Source organism: Mariniphaga sediminis, from assembly GCF_003573545.1.
GTDB lineage: Bacteria > Bacteroidota > Bacteroidia > Bacteroidales > Prolixibacteraceae > Mariniphaga > Mariniphaga sediminis.
In genome coordinates this window covers 228305-243665 of record NZ_QWET01000008.1, presented here as the reverse complement: position 1 = coordinate 243665, position 15361 = coordinate 228305, and the positions used below count along the sequence as shown (strand labels likewise).

Here is a 15361-nt window from a genome sequence, read left to right as displayed (position 1 = left end):
TCGCTTATATCCGTATGTCTGTGTCCACAACCCACCCCTGCGGTTTTTGCCGCATTCTTTTGGGAACACTTTGAATGATAACTTTTTTCAGGGCAGCAATCTGCTTTGCCTTGGGAGTAAGTTTGGTGGTAACCAGGCTTATTTCGCGTACCGGAGTGGTGCCGCCTATTGTTTTCACCAGTTCTTCCTGTTCCGAAGGAATGTTAATAGTGGCCAGTTCGGGGATAAAGGTAACGCCGTGTTTGTTTTCTACAATCCTTCGGAGCGATTCAATGGAGTTACTTTTATAGATGAGGTTTTGAGCATTTTTTTTCTGGAAATTGATTTTACAAATGGAGTTTACCTGGTTCTGAAAACAGTTTCCTTCCTCCAAATACCAGATATCACATTCCTGAAGTTCGTCCATGTCAAGGGAATCCCTGTTGAATTGCGGGTGCTTCTCAGAAACATAAGCAAAAAATTGCTCATAAAACAAACGTTCGAACAAAACGCCAACAGCAAACACCGGGGTGGAGAGCACCCCACAATCAAGCGTACCCATTTTCACCTGACGGATAATCTCTTCCGTTTTCAGTTCTGTTATTTCAAGCTGAAGGTGCGGATAGCTGTTGTTCAGGTTGTATATGAACAGTGGCACCAGGTATGGTGCAAGGGTTGGGATGATACCGATTCTCAGGAACCCTTTTATGTCATCGCTCATTTCAAGTGAAACCTGTTTCAGGTCATTTACCATTTTAATAATTTCAATGGCTTTCTGGAAAAATATTTCCCCTTCAGGGGTGAGCTGAATAGGCCGTTTTCGCCTGTCCAGCAACTGAAACTCAACTTCCTCTTCCAGTTTCCTTATTTGCAGGCTTAAAGCGGGTTGTGTTATGCGTAGTTTTTTGGCCGCCTGCGAAAAGCTACCGTGGTGTACGAGCGCTTTTAAATACTCCAGCTGAACAATATTCATTATTAATAAAAATTATAGATGCATAAAAATAGTAAATATTTCTTATGGTACATTTGTGGAAGAAAAAATAATAACCATTTAAAAATTAATGTGATGAATATAAAAAATCAGAAATTAACAGAGAAGCTAAATCAGCTGCTGGCAGATTACCAGATTTATTATCAAAATCTCAGAGGATTACATTGGAATGTGAAAGGTCCCCAGTTTTTTATGTTGCATGAGAAGTATGAGGAGTTGTACAATGAAGCCGCAGAGGTGATTGACGAAATTGCCGAGCGTATCCTGATGGTGGGAGGTCAGCCGCTGCACACATTTGAAGATTATTTGAAAACAGCGCAGTTAAAAGTTGTCGCCGGCGTTTCGGATGGTAAGCAGGGCGTAGAGGTTGTTCTGGACAACAGTCGTTCGTTGCTGGAGCATTTTAATGAAATCCTGGAGCTGGCCGATGGCGATGAAGGAACTTCTGCTTTGGTGAGCGATTTGATTGGCGCCGCAGAAAAACGGATTTGGATGTTGAGTGCATATCTTGGGTAGTGGTGAGTGGGGCCAGTGAATTCTGGTTTCAGGTTCAAAAAAGGTTCAGCGGATGAATTAGCGAATGCATCCACAGAACCTTTTTTTGTATCATACATTTTTATTTGGATATTTATTTGTTATGGTGCTTTGAATGAACTAATTGCTGAAATGGAATGTCTTCTGTTTTTGCCGGAAATATAAGTATTATTCAAAATGTTAAGGAGTTTACTTGTCTTTTTAAGTTTTTGGCAGGCAGGTATTTGTCGGCTTCGGGGAGTCCTGGAAATCATGAGTAGCTTTTTGATTTGTTTGTAGAAAATGATTTTGAAAAAACGGGAATTATATATTGGTGAACAGAGCGCTTTGATTTTCAAATTAATTTTTGGAAATTTGAGATATTCTGTCACCTTGATGAATGGATACTAACATGGTGTTTCACTTTTTTTTATAATTGGAATGATAGATATATCAAAAGACGTATTCAATTTTTTTTTGGGAGCTGTATTTGGTTTTATGTCTTCCATCGGATTAGTATTGTTTAAATACTATTATTTCCGTCCGAAACTGAAAATAAAAAGTGTGAGTATTGAAAAGGGTGAAAAGTTTTCATGTTTGAGCCTGAGAATTTTTAATTTAGGTAAGAGACCAGCCAAAAATGCAATAGGGACAATTACAATTGAGAATTTGAAACCTGATGATATTTTGCCAGATTCTCAATTTAAGTTTACGAGAGATATTCATGAAGGATATGAAAAGTTTGGATTAATAAAAGATGAAATTGTTTATTTAAAAAAAGGGTTATTTCGGGAAATTGAATTGGAACCAATAGCATGGTCTGAAATAGGAAATCGTTCCTCCATTACAATTTATCCGCAAATGTCTCGCTTACTGGATGTATGCAGGTTTATAAGACTTTCTGATCATCACCAAATCCAAATACCATCCTCAAAATCCTGGCAGGAGATCCTGGTAATACTGAAACCCCAAAATTATGATATTACTATTTCAGTTTCTGCAGATGATGGCATTCTGGTTCAAAAAAGGTTTAAATTGTATTATGATGGTGTTGATGTTACATTGAAGTAACAGCTTGCAATTAAGACGTTTCAAACTGCTTCTGTCAACAATCTTTCGAACCCAAATTATACTTTTAAAGTAACAGCAATTAGCAAGGGCACCCAAAATCCATTAACTTTGCCCCCGGAATTTTAAAAGCGAAAAATATGAAAGCTTATGTTTTTCCCGGACAGGGAGCTCAATACCCCGGAATGGGGAAAGATTTATTTGAAAGTTCGAGCGAAGCCAAAGCGCTGTTTGAAAAGGCCAACGAAATTCTTGGCTTTGCTATTACAGATATCATGTTTGATGGATCGGCAGACGATCTGAAACAAACGAAAGTAACGCAGCCTGCCATTTTTCTGCATTCGGTACTGCTGGCGAAAACGTTGAAAGAGTTCAGTCCCGATATGGTGGCCGGCCATTCTTTGGGTGAGTTTTCGGCATTGGTAGCCAGTGGAGCGCTCACTTTTGAAGATGGTTTAACACTGGTTTTTAAGCGTGCTTTAGCCATGCAGAAAGCCTGCGAGGTGGAACCTTCTACTATGGCAGCCATTGTAGGGCTTGAAGATAATGTGGTAGAGGAAGTTTGCAGTTCCATCGACGAGGTTGTGGTAGCTGCCAATTACAATTGTCCGGGGCAATTGGTTATTTCCGGCTCAGTGGAAGGCGTGGACAAGGCCTGTCAGTTGCTCGCTGAAAAAGGCGCCAAACGTGCCCTGAAACTTCCTGTTGGTGGTGCTTTCCACTCTCCGTTTATGGAACCGGCACGTGAGGAACTTGCTGCTGCTATCGAATCTACAAAATTTAGCGCCCCCGTTTGTCCCGTTTACCAGAATGTAACAGCGGAAGCTGTATCCGATCCGGAGGAAATTAAACAAAACCTGGTTGCCCAGCTTACCGCACCGGTAAAATGGACCCAAACGGTTCGTAACATGATCGCGGGTGGAGCAACCTCCTTTACCGAAATAGGTCCCGGAAAGGTGTTGCAGGGATTGGTAAAAAAGGTGGACAGGAGTATGGAAACTTCCGGAATTGATCGTTTCGGAGAATAACGTACTGTCATGTCAAAGATAAATTGTCTCGTACTGTCATTTCGAATCTGAGGCACGAAGATGAGAAATCTCAATATTGTAGCAGATTTCTCCCTGGGGTCGAAATGACATTCTGAAGTTGACATGACACTACATTAAAATTATTAAGGACATTCCCTTATTGTTTTTGGGGAGTGTATTTGTCTGATATAAAAGGTCAAAGCTGACAGTATGCCGTGCACCTGTTAGCTTTGACCTTTTAGTTTACCTGGCCATTTCCTGAAACAATTTCGTTTTCCACTGTACATCGTCGGTAATGGCATGTACCGAAACCGTTGCACCGGAAATAGCATCAATGTCTTTTCCTACTTCCAGCGACTTTTTGCCTGTGAAACCGCGGAACTGGTTCAGCCACCCGTTCGCGGAAATTTCATGTCCGTAGCTTGCCTGGTAGTTGAATACTTTTATCATTTGTACACTAAGGTCCGGATCAAAAATAATGAAGTAATCAAAGTATTCGCTGTCGAAGCTGGCAGGATCGGCAGTGGGGGCATCGCATCCTCCGGCACGGCAGGTTTTTACCCTTCCGTAGTGAAGGTATCCTTTGAGTCCGGAATCATTCCGGGTTTGAATGGAGAAAAATTTGTCGTGGTGGAAGATTTGGTCGTTTATTTTCTTTTCTATCAGGTGTAGTTCTTCCTTCCCAAATTGTTTTTTCAGGGCTTTCGTCACGGCTTTGGGGAGGGTATCCGAAGTACCCTCTCCAAAGGAATGAAAGGTTGCGAATAAGAAGATGATAAAAAAGAAGTATCTCATTTTATTCTATTTTTAAAACATGATGCCAACTCCGGCATTAAAAACGCTGGAAAATTTGTCGTCAGTTTCTGCTTTTATAAATTGCATATCGGTTTTAAGAATGGCTCCCGGAGCCATTTGCCATTCCAGCCCGCAGGTGATGGCTTTTTTGTCGTAGGCCGGATTGGTTTGCCCCTGCTCCAGCGAGTTCTGCGTATTCCATTTTTCGTACCGTACGAAGGGCGTTAATTCCGATTGTACGTTGTGCAGGTGTCTGAATACGTTGTATGCGGCTTCAACATAATATCCTGTAAGCGAGCTGCCCAGGTTGTTAGGTGTTCCTGACTGTGCTGTAAACAGGTTGTATTGTTCTGTGTTGGAAAGGCCGGCATAGTAATATTGTCCTTTAAGCTGAAACCCTTTTAATGAGTAACGTGCATCGAGCCCAAGCATGGTGATTCCAACCACTGAGGAATCTGCGGCAGCTATGGCGGCCTGGTCATTTTTATTCATGCCGTTGTACAACGAACTTTGGGTTTTTCCGGCGTAGAAGGAAGCACCCAAATTCAACCCCCTGATGCCAAAGTATTCTACTTTACCGGCAAAATTGGGTGAGCTGAAAATACTTTCTGCCCCTTTTTGACGGCCACTGCGTAAACCGCTTCCGCTGAGTATCGGGCCTCCGTCGTAACTTTTAAATCCATTCATCAGGTAAGCCTGGTATTTAATAGAAGCAGGCAGCACGTAGCCCATAAAACCGGCCCCGATTTCGCGCCAGGTGGTGGGGGTAATCTGGTTGTCGATTAAAGGGCGCTCCACTCCCCTGAACATGGTTGGTTCATGGTATTCATTGGTAATTCCCATGGGAGTGAGCAACAGACCAGCCCTGAAATTAATGTAATTATTGATTTTGTGCTGTAAAAAGGCCTGTTCGATGTACACTTCTTTTACGTGTTCGAATTCAATTTCAGAAATAAACTGGGTGCGGTTACTGAAGCTGTATCCCAAAAGCATGATAAACCGGTGAACATCCATCTTGCCGTTTTGACGAACTTCCGAATCCAAAGGCTGGTTATAATGAACGCCTCCGTATCCGCCAATTTTGAGATTGCCGTCAGTATGAAGAAGCCGATCGGCTATATTAAAATAAAGATTGCCGGGTAAGCTATCTGGGGTCTGAGCTTTTAGCAAGCCGGAAATTATAATGAAGAAGATAAAAAGAAAATTTCGCTTCATGTTGTGTCTATTAAAATTTTAAAATTAATGTCGCGACAAAACTACACGAAGCTATTCGTTTGTAAAATCCCAAGATGTAGGGATTTTTTTGTCAGATTAAGTCTTCGGGATTAATGGTTTCTGTGTCAATTAAATTGTTGAGGATGGCGTAAACCGTTAATCCTGATATGGATTTGATGCCGGTTTTTTCGGTGATATTCTTCCTATGTGAGATGACGGTGTGAATGCTGATAAACAGTTTTTCGGCTATGGCTTTGTTGGAATGTCCCAATGCCACCAGTTGAAGCACCTCCTTTTCACGGATGGTAAGCTCCTCGTTTTCTTCTGTTCTGGGCTGTTTTTTGCTTTTGTCCCAGCAGCGGGATACCATCCGTTCTATGTCCCGGGCCTGTGTTGCTAAGGTGATGTAAAATTTGCACAGGGGGAGTGGTTCGTCCGACATTTCCTTGTCATTCTGAAAAATAATCCAGTTAATCTGGTTTTTATCCAGAAGGGGTTTAAAATTGACAGGCTTTTTCCCGGAAAGGTTTTCGTAAATAATAATAATTTCCTGACCGTTTAATTCGTAAAAGGCCTTTAATTCTTCAATTTTTTCAAGCAGAACAATTTCTACATTGAAATAATTACGGAGAATCGTATTGATACCTTTTCGGATTATTTCGGAAGAATGGATTATAAATATTTTTCTGTTCATCTGCCCAGTCTGTTTTCAATTTCAGTGGTTAATGGCAGAAGAATTTTATTTTCCATCCGCGCATGATCTTCAAGGTCTTTTTCAAACAGGGAGAGGGTGATTAAAAAATCGTTGCAGATATTATCATCATAATCAGGTGTTATATATTTTATGAGCAACTGTTTCAGGTCATTTAACTTTTCGTCGATATCCGAATGTTCCTTTTCAAATGAGCGGATGGTATATTTATCGTCGCGTTTGTGGTTCTTTACGAGTTCAATAACATAAGGGAACACTTTTTCTTCTTCGTAATCGATATGTTGTCTGAGTTCCTTTTTATATTTTTTGTAAAAGGCATCTACCATTTGCAATCCCTTGCAATCGTTTTGTGCGCTTGCAATCAGTTTCGCCAGCTGGTAGTCCAGTTTGGGAACAACATGCTGAAAATAATACTGATGTGTTTTACGCAGGTAGTGCACTATTTCAAGGGGAGAGAATGAGAGAAGTTCCTCCTCCGGAAAGTACTCCACGTTATGGAAAGTGTTCACCATGGCGAGAAAAAATCCGGGATTAATTTCTTTGTCATGACAAATGTCCTCAATTGTTTTATCCCTGAAGCCAAGTCGTATACCAAACCTGTTTAAAACCGGCAACAGGTGGTAGTTTTGGTCAATCATGTAAAACAGTTTGTCGTCTTTTTTAAAAATTTCCATAGTGTTTTAATTTCGGTCTCAGCAATCGGTATCGCACACCTGCTGCAGATTTTCGTTTTCAATCTGAAACGTGGTATGCCTGATATTAAATTTCTTTTTCAGATCATCCTGAAGCTGCGAGATAAAATCATCGTCGTTCCCCCCGGGCATTACAAGGTGAGCTGTAAGTGCCACCTGAGTGGTACTTATGGCCCAAACATGCAGGTCATGCAGGTTTTGTACCCCGTTTTTGCTTTCAATATACAGGCGAACTTTTTCAATGTCAATATTTTTGGGTACTGCATCCAGTGCCAGATTTACAGAGTCGGAAAACAGGCGCCAGGTTCCCCATAAAATGACGGCAATAATAACGAAGCTTACCATGGGGTCGATCCACGTCTTGCCGGTAAGGCTAATAAGCAGTCCGGCCAGCACTACCCCCAGCGAAACTCCGGCATCGGCAGCCATATGAAGGAATGCCCCCCGGATGTTCAGATCCTCTTTTTGCCCTCTGATGAAAAGCAGGGCTGTTAACGAGTTGATAACAACACCAATCCCGGCCACTATCATTACCTGCTTCCCGCCCACCGGTTGCGGATTTTGCAGTTTGCCAACTGCATCCCAGCCAATGGCAACAACGGCTCCAAATAAAAATAGCGCATTGAGAATCGAAACCAGAATGGTTGTTTTGCGCAGCCCGTAGGTGTATTTCCCGCGGGGCCGGAGTGTTGCCAGCCAGGCCGCAGTCCAGGCAAAAGCAAGCCCCAAAACATCGCTTGCGTTATGGCCGGCATCGGCCAGCAGGGCCGAGGAGTTGGCCAACAGGCCGTAGACAATCTCTACCACTACAAAAACAATGTTCAACCCAATGCCAAGGGCAAATGCCTTACCATGCGAGATTTGATGTGTATGTTCGTGCGTGTGCGCCATTTCTCATTCAGAATTAAAAACCAGCAAAATAACAAAATTTAATTCATTCTTCTTCTCCCCATAAAAGGGGGTTTTTTGTTCTCTCACATATCTAACAAATGAGAAGTAACCGTGTTCGATTTGGTTTTTTTTTGCCAATGGGCAAGGCTTCAAAATTTTTTCCGACTTTTACAGTTGATTTTAAGAAACAGCAATGTGAATCCGGAAGCCAAAAAACGAATTATTGTCTCGGTAACCAACGATCTTGTTTCAGACAACAGGGTGCATAAGGTATGTACAACCCTTGTTGCCATGGGGTTTGATGTTTTGCTGGTGGGGCGTAAATTGCAAAACAGTGTGGCCGTAACTCAACGGACCTATTCAATCCATCGTTTTAATTTACTTTTTAATAAAGGGGTACTGTTTTACGCCTGCTTTAACTGCAGGTTGTTTCTTTTTTTATTGTTTGGGAAGTTTGATTTGCTGCTGAGCAACGACCTGGATACGCTACCGGCCAATTTTCTGGCTTCCAAAATAAAAGGGAAACCATTGGTTTACGACAGCCACGAATATTTTACCGAGGTGCCGGAGTTGGTTCATCGGCCCCGAATCAGGAGAATATGGGAATGGCTTGAACGAAAAATGGTGCCCAAACTAAAATATGCTTACACTGTTTGCGATTCCATTGCCAATATTTATACAGAAAAATACGGCGTGCATTTCCGGGTTGTTCGTAATGTACCGGTTGCGGCCAACTTTAAAAAAGAGAAGGAAAGCAACCGTGGGATGGAGCAAAAGATGATTTTGTACCAGGGGGCGGTAAACATGGGCCGCGGGCTGATACAAGCCATCCGGGCCATGAAGTTTATTGAGGGCGCCCGGCTGGTGATTGCAGGCGACGGAGATATCAGGACAGAATTGGAAAAACTGGTGGAAACGGAGAAACTTCGGGATAAAGTTCAGTTTCTCGGACGGCTGCCAATCGCGGAACTGGCCCTGCTCACTCCGCAGGCAGATATTGGTTTGTCCATAGAAGAAGATCTGGGATTGAATTACCGGTATTCGTTGCCCAACAAATTATTCGATTACATTCAGTCCAGGGTGCCGGTATTGGTAACCAACCTTCCCGAAACAACTGCTATCGTCAGGAAATACGGAGTGGGGGAGGTCACGCCTTCCTTAAATCCGGAAATACTTGCCGGCCTGTTTTCTGCCATGCTGACCGATACTGAAAAACGAATAACATGGCAACAAAACCTGGAAAAAGCTGCCGCTGAACTTACCTGGGAGAACGAAGAAAAAATAATACAGGAAATATTTTCAGTTTTTGTATAAGGTTGGCTCACCCGCTGTTTTTATCCAGTAAGCTTTCAAAGTCAAGCAGGATACTTTCTGCATCCGAATCGGAGATGAACCCATTGGCACAAACCAGCGTTCTGGCCGGTTTACTTGCGATAGCGGCAAAGTCGTGTGTCGCCATCATCACCGTTTTTCCCTCTTTGTTTAGTTCGTTAAAAAGCTGAAGAATTTCGGATGAGGTTTCGGGGTCGAGATTTCCGGTAGGCTCGTCGGCTAATATTATCAGCGGATCGTTCAGAATGGCCCGTGCAATAACGACCCTTTGTTGCTCCCCGCCGCTAAGCTGATGAGGCATTTTATGTTTTTTTTCAAGCATCCCCACTCTTTTCAGCACCTCCTCAATACGGGTTGAGATTTCCACTTTGTTTTTCCAGCCGGTGGCTTTTAATACAAAAGCAAGGTTCCCGAATACATCGCGGTCGGGCAACAGCCTGAAATCCTGGAAAACAACCCCCAGCTTCCGTCGCAAACGGGACACTTCCCTGTGCCTGATTCCCTGAAGGGGAAAACCGGCCACTTCTCCGCTACCTTTAATGAGGGGCAATTCCGCATTCAGCGTTTTAATCAAGCTGCTTTTTCCGGTACCTACTTTTCCGGTTACGTAAACAAATTCGCCTGCATTTACCGTTAAACTGACATCCGAAAGAATCAACGCCTCCCGTTGATAAATGTCAGCTGCCATGAGTTCAATTACCCTTTTCTTCTCCATTTTTCAGTTAATTCATGCCGAATATAAATCTAATTTTTTTACCCGTTCATATAATAAAGAAAAGAAATGAACAGTTTCATGTTAAGAAAATGACACGATTTTAAGCCATGAATGACAATGATATTATCTATTTTCGATTTTGGTTCAGTTTACCAATCAATTTTATTAGTATCAGATTTTCAAAATCGTTATTGAAGGTTGACGAAATAACAGGAACATGAAACAGACTATGTCAAACAATATAAACACATATAAAAATCGTTATCCCGAAAACTTTCTGTATGATGAGTTTTGTCGGAATGAACTCACCGGTTCTATCGAATGCAATTAAAAAGATTTGGTAGAATAAAGCACTTTAAAAATTGACAATTACAATGAGATGAAACGAGCCATGAGCAAATTTTTTACAAACAGAAAAATATCTGTATGGCAAGTTCCTTGTGTTTCCATTAAAAATATACAATTATAGACACATGAAAAAAATAGGGATTCTTTTTATTTTTTCACTTTTTATCTGTTTTTCGCTTAATGCACAACAAACCACGTATTTTGATGATATTGGTGAAGAAGTGCAACTCGGTCGTGAGCTTTACCGGCAGGGGAAATACAATGCGGCTTACAGGCAATTTGAGAAAATACAGAAACAGGTAGAACCAAAGTCGGAGCTTTTTTCGGAAGCCATGTATTTTAAGGCTGTTTCTGCCCTGAAAGCCGGACATACTACCGGGTACAAGCTGCTCGAAAGGTTTATCGATGACTATCCGGACAGTCCGTACATGAACAGTGCGTTGTTCAACCTGGCGGATTACCAGTTCGGGAAGAAACATTATGCCGCAGTTATCCGCACCTACGAGGAGGTTGATCGTAATACGCTCGGAGAAGATGAACAGGTGAAACTGAAATACCAAAACGGGTATTCCAACCTCATGATGGACAATACCGAACAGGCTTTGGCAGAGTTTTATGATATAAAAGACCGTAACAATATTTACAGCCGGCCTGCTACTTACTACTGGGCGCACATTATGTATTTGCAGGGGAAATACCAGTCTGCCCTCGACGGTTTTTCAAAACTCGAGAATGACCCATCCTATAACCGGGTTATCCCGCTTTATGTGAGTCATATATACTACAAGCAGGAACGGTACAGCGATGTGGTCAATTATACTGTTTCCATAATCGACAAGGTGGAAGAAGAGCACAAAAGTGAACTGTCGAAAATAGTCGGCGATTCCTATTTCCACCTTCGGGAATATGAAAAAGCTATTCCTTATCTCGAAGCGTACTACGAGACATCGGGGCCAAAAACCAGGGAAGACAATTACCTGCTTGGATACTGTTATTACAATACGAAACAGTATGACAAAGCGGCACCCCTGCTCGAAAATGCCTCGAAAGGTAAGGACGAGATGGCGCAAAATGCATATTATCATCTGGCCGATTGTTATATCAGGCTCGACGAAAAAGAAAAAGCACGGGTAGCCTTCGAGGCGGCTTCCGAATTTGATTTTAATGAAAAAATTCAGGAGGATGCGCTTTTTAGTTATGCCAAACTTACCTACGAGCTTTCTTATTCTCCTTTTAATGAGACCATAAAAGCGTTTGATCGTTACATCTCGCTTTATCCCAACTCCGAAAGAAATTCAGAAGCTTACCGCTATTTAACGGAAGTGTTTATGGTGACCCGGAATTACAAAGACGCCATCAACTCCATCGACAAAATCGAGGTAAAATCCCCGGATATCCTCCGGGCTTACCAGCGGGTAACCTTTTTTAGAGGGCTCGAGTTATTTAATAATCTGGCCTACAACCAGGCTATCGATTATTTTAACCTGTCGCTCGAAAACGGGAGCCACAGCAGGGAGTTAAATGCCCGGGCGCTTTTCTGGAAAGCAGAAGCTCTTTACCGGATAAGTGATTACTCCGGGGCTGCCGAAACTTACACCCGGTTTCTGCGCACTGCCGGTGCCTTTTCTCTCCCGGAGTTTAAAGAGGCCGAATACAATCTGGCTTACGCATATTTTAAATTGGAGGATTACAGCCAGTCCGCTTCGCATTTCAGGAATTTTATTCATTCCATGCAGGGGCAACGGACTGAAAAACTCGCGGATGCATACAATCGTTTAGGAGATTATTTCTATCTGAATTCAGATTATGGCCAGGCGGTACAAAATTATCAGAAGGCTTTTGATATGAAACTGTTCGATGCAGATTATGCCTTGTATCAAATTGCATCCTGCCAGGGATTGCAGCATAATCAGCAGGCAAAAATCAATTCTCTTGAAAGGTTGCAGGAAGGATTTCCCGACTCTGATTATGTAGACGATGCGTTGTATGAACTGGGGAGGGCTCACGAACGGATTGGTCAGTATGCGGAGGCTTCCCGGAATTACCGCCGGATTACGGAAAGTTTTTCTGAAAGCGCCTATTTCCCCAGGGCTTTGTTACAGCTGGGGCTGATGAATTATAATGGTGGCGATTATAATCAGGCATTAACATATTACAAGCAGGTGGCCGAAAACTTTTCGGGAACACCGGAAGCACAGGCAGCCTTGCTGGGTATAAAAAACAGCTACGTGGAAATGAATAATGTAGATGCCTATTTTGCGTACACCCGTTCTTTGGGAGGGGGAATAAATGTGACGGCATCAGAACAGGATTCGCTTATTTATTCGGCTGCCGAACGTCAGTATATGTCGGGCGATGCGCAGGCGACCAGTCAGTTGCAGCGGTACCTGCAACAGTTTCCAAACGGTATTTTTGCCACCAATGCCCATTTTTACCTTGCCGAACTGCTTTACAAGGAGGGTAATTTTTCGGAAGCAAATGAACACTATTCCTATGTTGCCCGGCAGCCCAATAATCTTTTTAGTGAGCAGGCATTGTCGCGTGCGTCGGAGTTAACATTCAATGCAGAAGATTATGAACAGGCGCTGGAGTTGTTTAATAAGCTTGAACGGGTGGCCGGAAGCAAGTGGAACCTGCTAAAATCCTATACCGGCCAGATGCGGTGCAATTTTGAACTTGATCGTTACCCAGCAGCAATTGAAGCAGCCGGCAAGGTAAAAAAATCGGAAGTAACCAATGATACGTGGGTCAGGGAGGCCAACTACGTTTTAGGGAAATCCCATTATCTTTCCGGAAATCAAAGTGCAGCGCTGGAGCCCTTAAAAGCTGTGTCGGAAGATACCAAGCTGGAGCAGGGGGCCGAAGCCAAATACCTCGTTTCTGAAATTCACTACAAACAAAACCAAAAGAAACAGGCCGAAGAAGAAATTATGGATTTTATTGCCAAAGGAACACCCTTTCAGTTTTGGCTGGGAAAAGCTTTTCTTTTGCTTGCCGACATTTACCAGGACAGGGGGGATGATTTTCAGGCCAAGCATACCCTGCGAAGTGTGGTTGAAAACTATGGCGCCGACAATGACGGCGTGAGGGAGGAGGCTTCCCGCAGGTTGGCAGCTATTGAGGCCAGGGAGCAAACCGACCAGCAGAATGCCAGAGACAGTTCTTTTCAGTTAAAAATAAATGACAACTAAAAAGCAAAAAATATGTTCGCTAAAATAACCCGATATATCTTTTTATTCGTTTTGACAGGCGCCTCAGGTACTGCCCTTGCGCAACGCGATACGTCGCTCACACAGGAGGTGGAAGTTGTAAAGTCTTACCGGCCCACCATTTCTGATGCCAACAAAATCAGCAGCATGCCCCGGATTGAAGATGCTGAACACGAAAAACCCAGTTTTAACTACAACATTTTCAGTCAGCCCATTTATAATACTTTTTCTGTGAACCAGCTGAAGGCGGCTACTTTTTCATCGGAGCCCGCTGAAGACACTGGTTTTGGACTGGTACGTGCCGGGGTTGGCAATTATAACCGCCCTTACGGGGAAGTGTTTTTTAATAGTCAGAATATCCGAAATACACTGTTCGGGTTACATGGGAAGCATCTTTCCTCGCACGGAAAGCTGAAACTTGAAGGTGGCGACAAAGTAGATGCCCCATTTTCTGAAAATGAGGCAGAAATGTTCCTGAAGCATTTTTACCGTTCTTCGGTTTTGTCAATCAATTTGGGATTTGATCATAAAGGATTTGATTTTTACGGTTATCCGCTTGAATCAATCCCTGATTTTCTGAAGGAGGAAGATCAGGAGATAAACTACCAGGGGAAGAGGCAAACGTTTACAAAAGGTAGTTTTAATATCGGGCTCGAAAATGCGACAGCCGGCCGGAATGATATTACTTTTGACTTCGATTTTCTGTATCACTATTTTGGCGCAAAAACCGGTCAGCGCGAACACTTCGGCGAGTTTATGGTTGATTTGAAAAAGCCCTATGACAAGGGAACCGGTTTTTTGGAGGCCGGTATTACATTTGTGCGCGCCGAGGAAGTTTTTAACCGGAACCAGATGGCGCTGGGGAAAAGTCAGCAAACCTGGATTACCGCCAAGCCTTCTTATCTGCTGGGTGGCGATATGGCCAACATTCGGTTGGGGGTAAATGCCTGGTTTGTTATGGACAGTAGTACCGACATGATGGCCAAACTGGCTCCGAATATCCGTGCAAACTTTGCCCCTGTTGAGGAGATAATCAACATTTTTGCCGGTATCGATGGGAATTACATCAATAATCACTATTCGAAAATCGCTTACGAAAATCCGTTTGTAGATCCCGAACATCATGTAAAAAATACATTCGAACAATTTCATGTTTATGGAGGTTTCGACGGGAAGCTGGCTGCCAAAACAAATTTTAAAATTTCGGTGGACTATTCCAAGTTGAAAGAACAACCCTTGTATTACCAGTTTGGGTACGAATATGATGATGAGGGGACTGCAACTCCGGTTGTGGACAACGATTTTGATGTGATTTATGACAACCTGAGTCGTCTTAAGTTCAATGTCGAAATATTTCATGCCTACTTTGAGAAGGTGAATCTGCTGCTTTCCGGGAATTATTATGTGTATAAAATGGATACCATGGAAGAACCCTGGCATCTTCCCGATTGGGATGCCAAATTGTCGTTGGGATACGAGGTGTCTGAGCAGTTGAGCCTGACGACAGACTTGTTTTTTACCGGGCAAAGAAAAGCGCTTATAATGAGCGTGCCGGGCGAGGACCCGAGAAAACCGGAAGCTTTAACAAATGCGGAGTTGCTGCAACTTGAAGATTTGCAATTTAATTCGTACAACCTCCCTACTGTTTTCGATTTGAACCTGAATGCAAATTATAAAATTACAAACCGGTTCTCCGTGTTTGCGCAACTGAATAATTTTGGCTTTCAGAAGTACCAGCAATGGTTAGGGTACCCGGTGCAGAGTTTTAATGTGCTGGGAGGGCTGAGCTACGCATTTTAGTCTCTCCCCGGACGTGCCGATACCTGGGAGTAGAAAGTACTTTTTAAGACCTTTTTCGGCTGGTTTTTTGTAC

At 42.9% G+C, this 15361-nt stretch carries 13 protein-coding genes; 6 read left to right on the top strand and 7 right to left on the bottom strand.

The window, feature by feature from the left end; all coding sequences use genetic code 11:
• Positions 1–4 precede the first annotated feature (4 nt).
• Positions 5–952: a hydrogen peroxide-inducible genes activator gene (locus D1164_RS12865; RefSeq protein WP_119350389.1), complete on the bottom strand. Its 948-nt coding sequence runs from the start codon at positions 950–952 to the stop codon at positions 5–7.
• Between the two features lie 93 nt (positions 953–1045).
• Between D1164_RS12865 and D1164_RS12860 the strand changes: the two genes are divergently transcribed.
• The 3 genes from D1164_RS12860 (at position 1046) to fabD (ending at position 3579) form a co-directional block, all read left to right on the top strand.
• Positions 1046–1486 (top strand): Dps family protein, encoded by a 441-nt coding sequence (locus D1164_RS12860; protein WP_119350450.1) that lies wholly within the window; start codon positions 1046–1048, stop codon positions 1484–1486.
• A 438-nt stretch (positions 1487–1924) separates the two neighbouring features.
• Positions 1925–2554 (top strand): hypothetical protein, encoded by a 630-nt coding sequence (locus D1164_RS12855; RefSeq protein WP_119350388.1) that lies wholly within the window; start codon positions 1925–1927, stop codon positions 2552–2554.
• Between the two features lie 137 nt (positions 2555–2691).
• Complete coding sequence (gene fabD, locus D1164_RS12850) at positions 2692–3579, top strand: ACP S-malonyltransferase (protein WP_119350387.1); 888 nt, start codon at positions 2692–2694, stop codon at positions 3577–3579.
• Positions 3580–3822: 243 nt separating this feature from the next.
• Here the strand turns inward: fabD and D1164_RS12845 are convergent, their stop codons facing one another.
• The 5 genes from D1164_RS12845 to D1164_RS12825 all read right to left on the bottom strand — a co-directional run bounded on the left by D1164_RS12845 (position 3823) and on the right by D1164_RS12825 (position 7884).
• A complete protein-coding gene (locus tag D1164_RS12845; RefSeq protein ID WP_119350386.1) occupies positions 3823–4374 on the bottom strand; it encodes an FMN-binding protein in 552 nt (183 codons plus the stop codon).
• 12 nt (positions 4375–4386) lie between these two features.
• Entirely contained in the window at positions 4387–5589 is a 1203-nt protein-coding gene (locus D1164_RS12840) for a hypothetical protein (RefSeq protein WP_119350385.1), read from the bottom strand.
• A gap of 91 nt (positions 5590–5680) precedes the next feature.
• Positions 5681–6283, bottom strand: a complete 603-nt coding sequence (locus tag D1164_RS12835) for a response regulator transcription factor (protein ID WP_119350384.1) — start codon at positions 6281–6283, stop codon at positions 5681–5683.
• Positions 6280–6975: a hemerythrin domain-containing protein gene (locus D1164_RS12830; protein WP_119350383.1), complete on the bottom strand. Its 696-nt coding sequence runs from the start codon at positions 6973–6975 to the stop codon at positions 6280–6282. Before D1164_RS12830 ends, D1164_RS12835 begins: the two co-directional genes overlap by 4 nt.
• A gap of 18 nt (positions 6976–6993) precedes the next feature.
• Entirely contained in the window at positions 6994–7884 is an 891-nt protein-coding gene (locus D1164_RS12825; protein WP_119350382.1) for a cation diffusion facilitator family transporter, read from the bottom strand.
• A gap of 174 nt (positions 7885–8058) precedes the next feature.
• On the opposite strand from D1164_RS12825, the gene D1164_RS12820 reads away from it, so the two are divergent.
• Positions 8059–9198 (top strand): glycosyltransferase, encoded by a 1140-nt coding sequence (locus tag D1164_RS12820; protein ID WP_119350381.1) that lies wholly within the window; start codon positions 8059–8061, stop codon positions 9196–9198.
• Between the two features lie 7 nt (positions 9199–9205).
• On the opposite strand, the gene D1164_RS12815 is transcribed toward D1164_RS12820, so the two are convergent.
• Entirely contained in the window at positions 9206–9931 is a 726-nt protein-coding gene (locus D1164_RS12815; RefSeq protein WP_119350380.1) for a cell division ATP-binding protein FtsE, read from the bottom strand.
• A 473-nt stretch (positions 9932–10404) separates the two neighbouring features.
• Between D1164_RS12815 and D1164_RS12810 the strand changes: the two genes are divergently transcribed.
• Positions 10405–13470, top strand: a complete 3066-nt coding sequence (locus D1164_RS12810) for a tetratricopeptide repeat protein (protein WP_119350379.1) — start codon at positions 10405–10407, stop codon at positions 13468–13470.
• 12 nt (positions 13471–13482) lie between these two features.
• Positions 13483–15288 (top strand): TonB-dependent receptor, encoded by a 1806-nt coding sequence (locus tag D1164_RS12805; RefSeq protein ID WP_147372180.1) that lies wholly within the window; start codon positions 13483–13485, stop codon positions 15286–15288.
• Positions 15289–15361: the final 73 nt, after the last annotated feature.

Coding starts and splice junctions, on each gene's coding strand:
- D1164_RS12830 (WP_119350383.1), bottom strand. CDS start 6,975: ATGGAAATTTTTAAAAAAGACGACAAACTGTTTTACATGATTGACCAA.
- D1164_RS12855 (WP_119350388.1), top strand. CDS start 1,925: ATGATAGATATATCAAAAGACGTATTCAATTTTTTTTTGGGAGCTGTA.
- D1164_RS12815 (WP_119350380.1), bottom strand. CDS start 9,931: ATGGAGAAGAAAAGGGTAATTGAACTCATGGCAGCTGACATTTATCAA.
- D1164_RS12825 (WP_119350382.1), bottom strand. CDS start 7,884: ATGGCGCACACGCACGAACATACACATCAAATCTCGCATGGTAAGGCA.
- D1164_RS12845 (WP_119350386.1), bottom strand. CDS start 4,374: ATGAGATACTTCTTTTTTATCATCTTCTTATTCGCAACCTTTCATTCC.
- D1164_RS12865 (WP_119350389.1), bottom strand. CDS start 952: ATGAATATTGTTCAGCTGGAGTATTTAAAAGCGCTCGTACACCACGGT.
- D1164_RS12860 (WP_119350450.1), top strand. CDS start 1,046: ATGAATATAAAAAATCAGAAATTAACAGAGAAGCTAAATCAGCTGCTG.
- D1164_RS12835 (WP_119350384.1), bottom strand. CDS start 6,283: ATGAACAGAAAAATATTTATAATCCATTCTTCCGAAATAATCCGAAAA.
- D1164_RS12810 (WP_119350379.1), top strand. CDS start 10,405: ATGAAAAAAATAGGGATTCTTTTTATTTTTTCACTTTTTATCTGTTTT.
- D1164_RS12840 (WP_119350385.1), bottom strand. CDS start 5,589: ATGAAGCGAAATTTTCTTTTTATCTTCTTCATTATAATTTCCGGCTTG.
- fabD (WP_119350387.1), top strand. CDS start 2,692: ATGAAAGCTTATGTTTTTCCCGGACAGGGAGCTCAATACCCCGGAATG.
- D1164_RS12805 (WP_147372180.1), top strand. CDS start 13,483: ATGTTCGCTAAAATAACCCGATATATCTTTTTATTCGTTTTGACAGGC.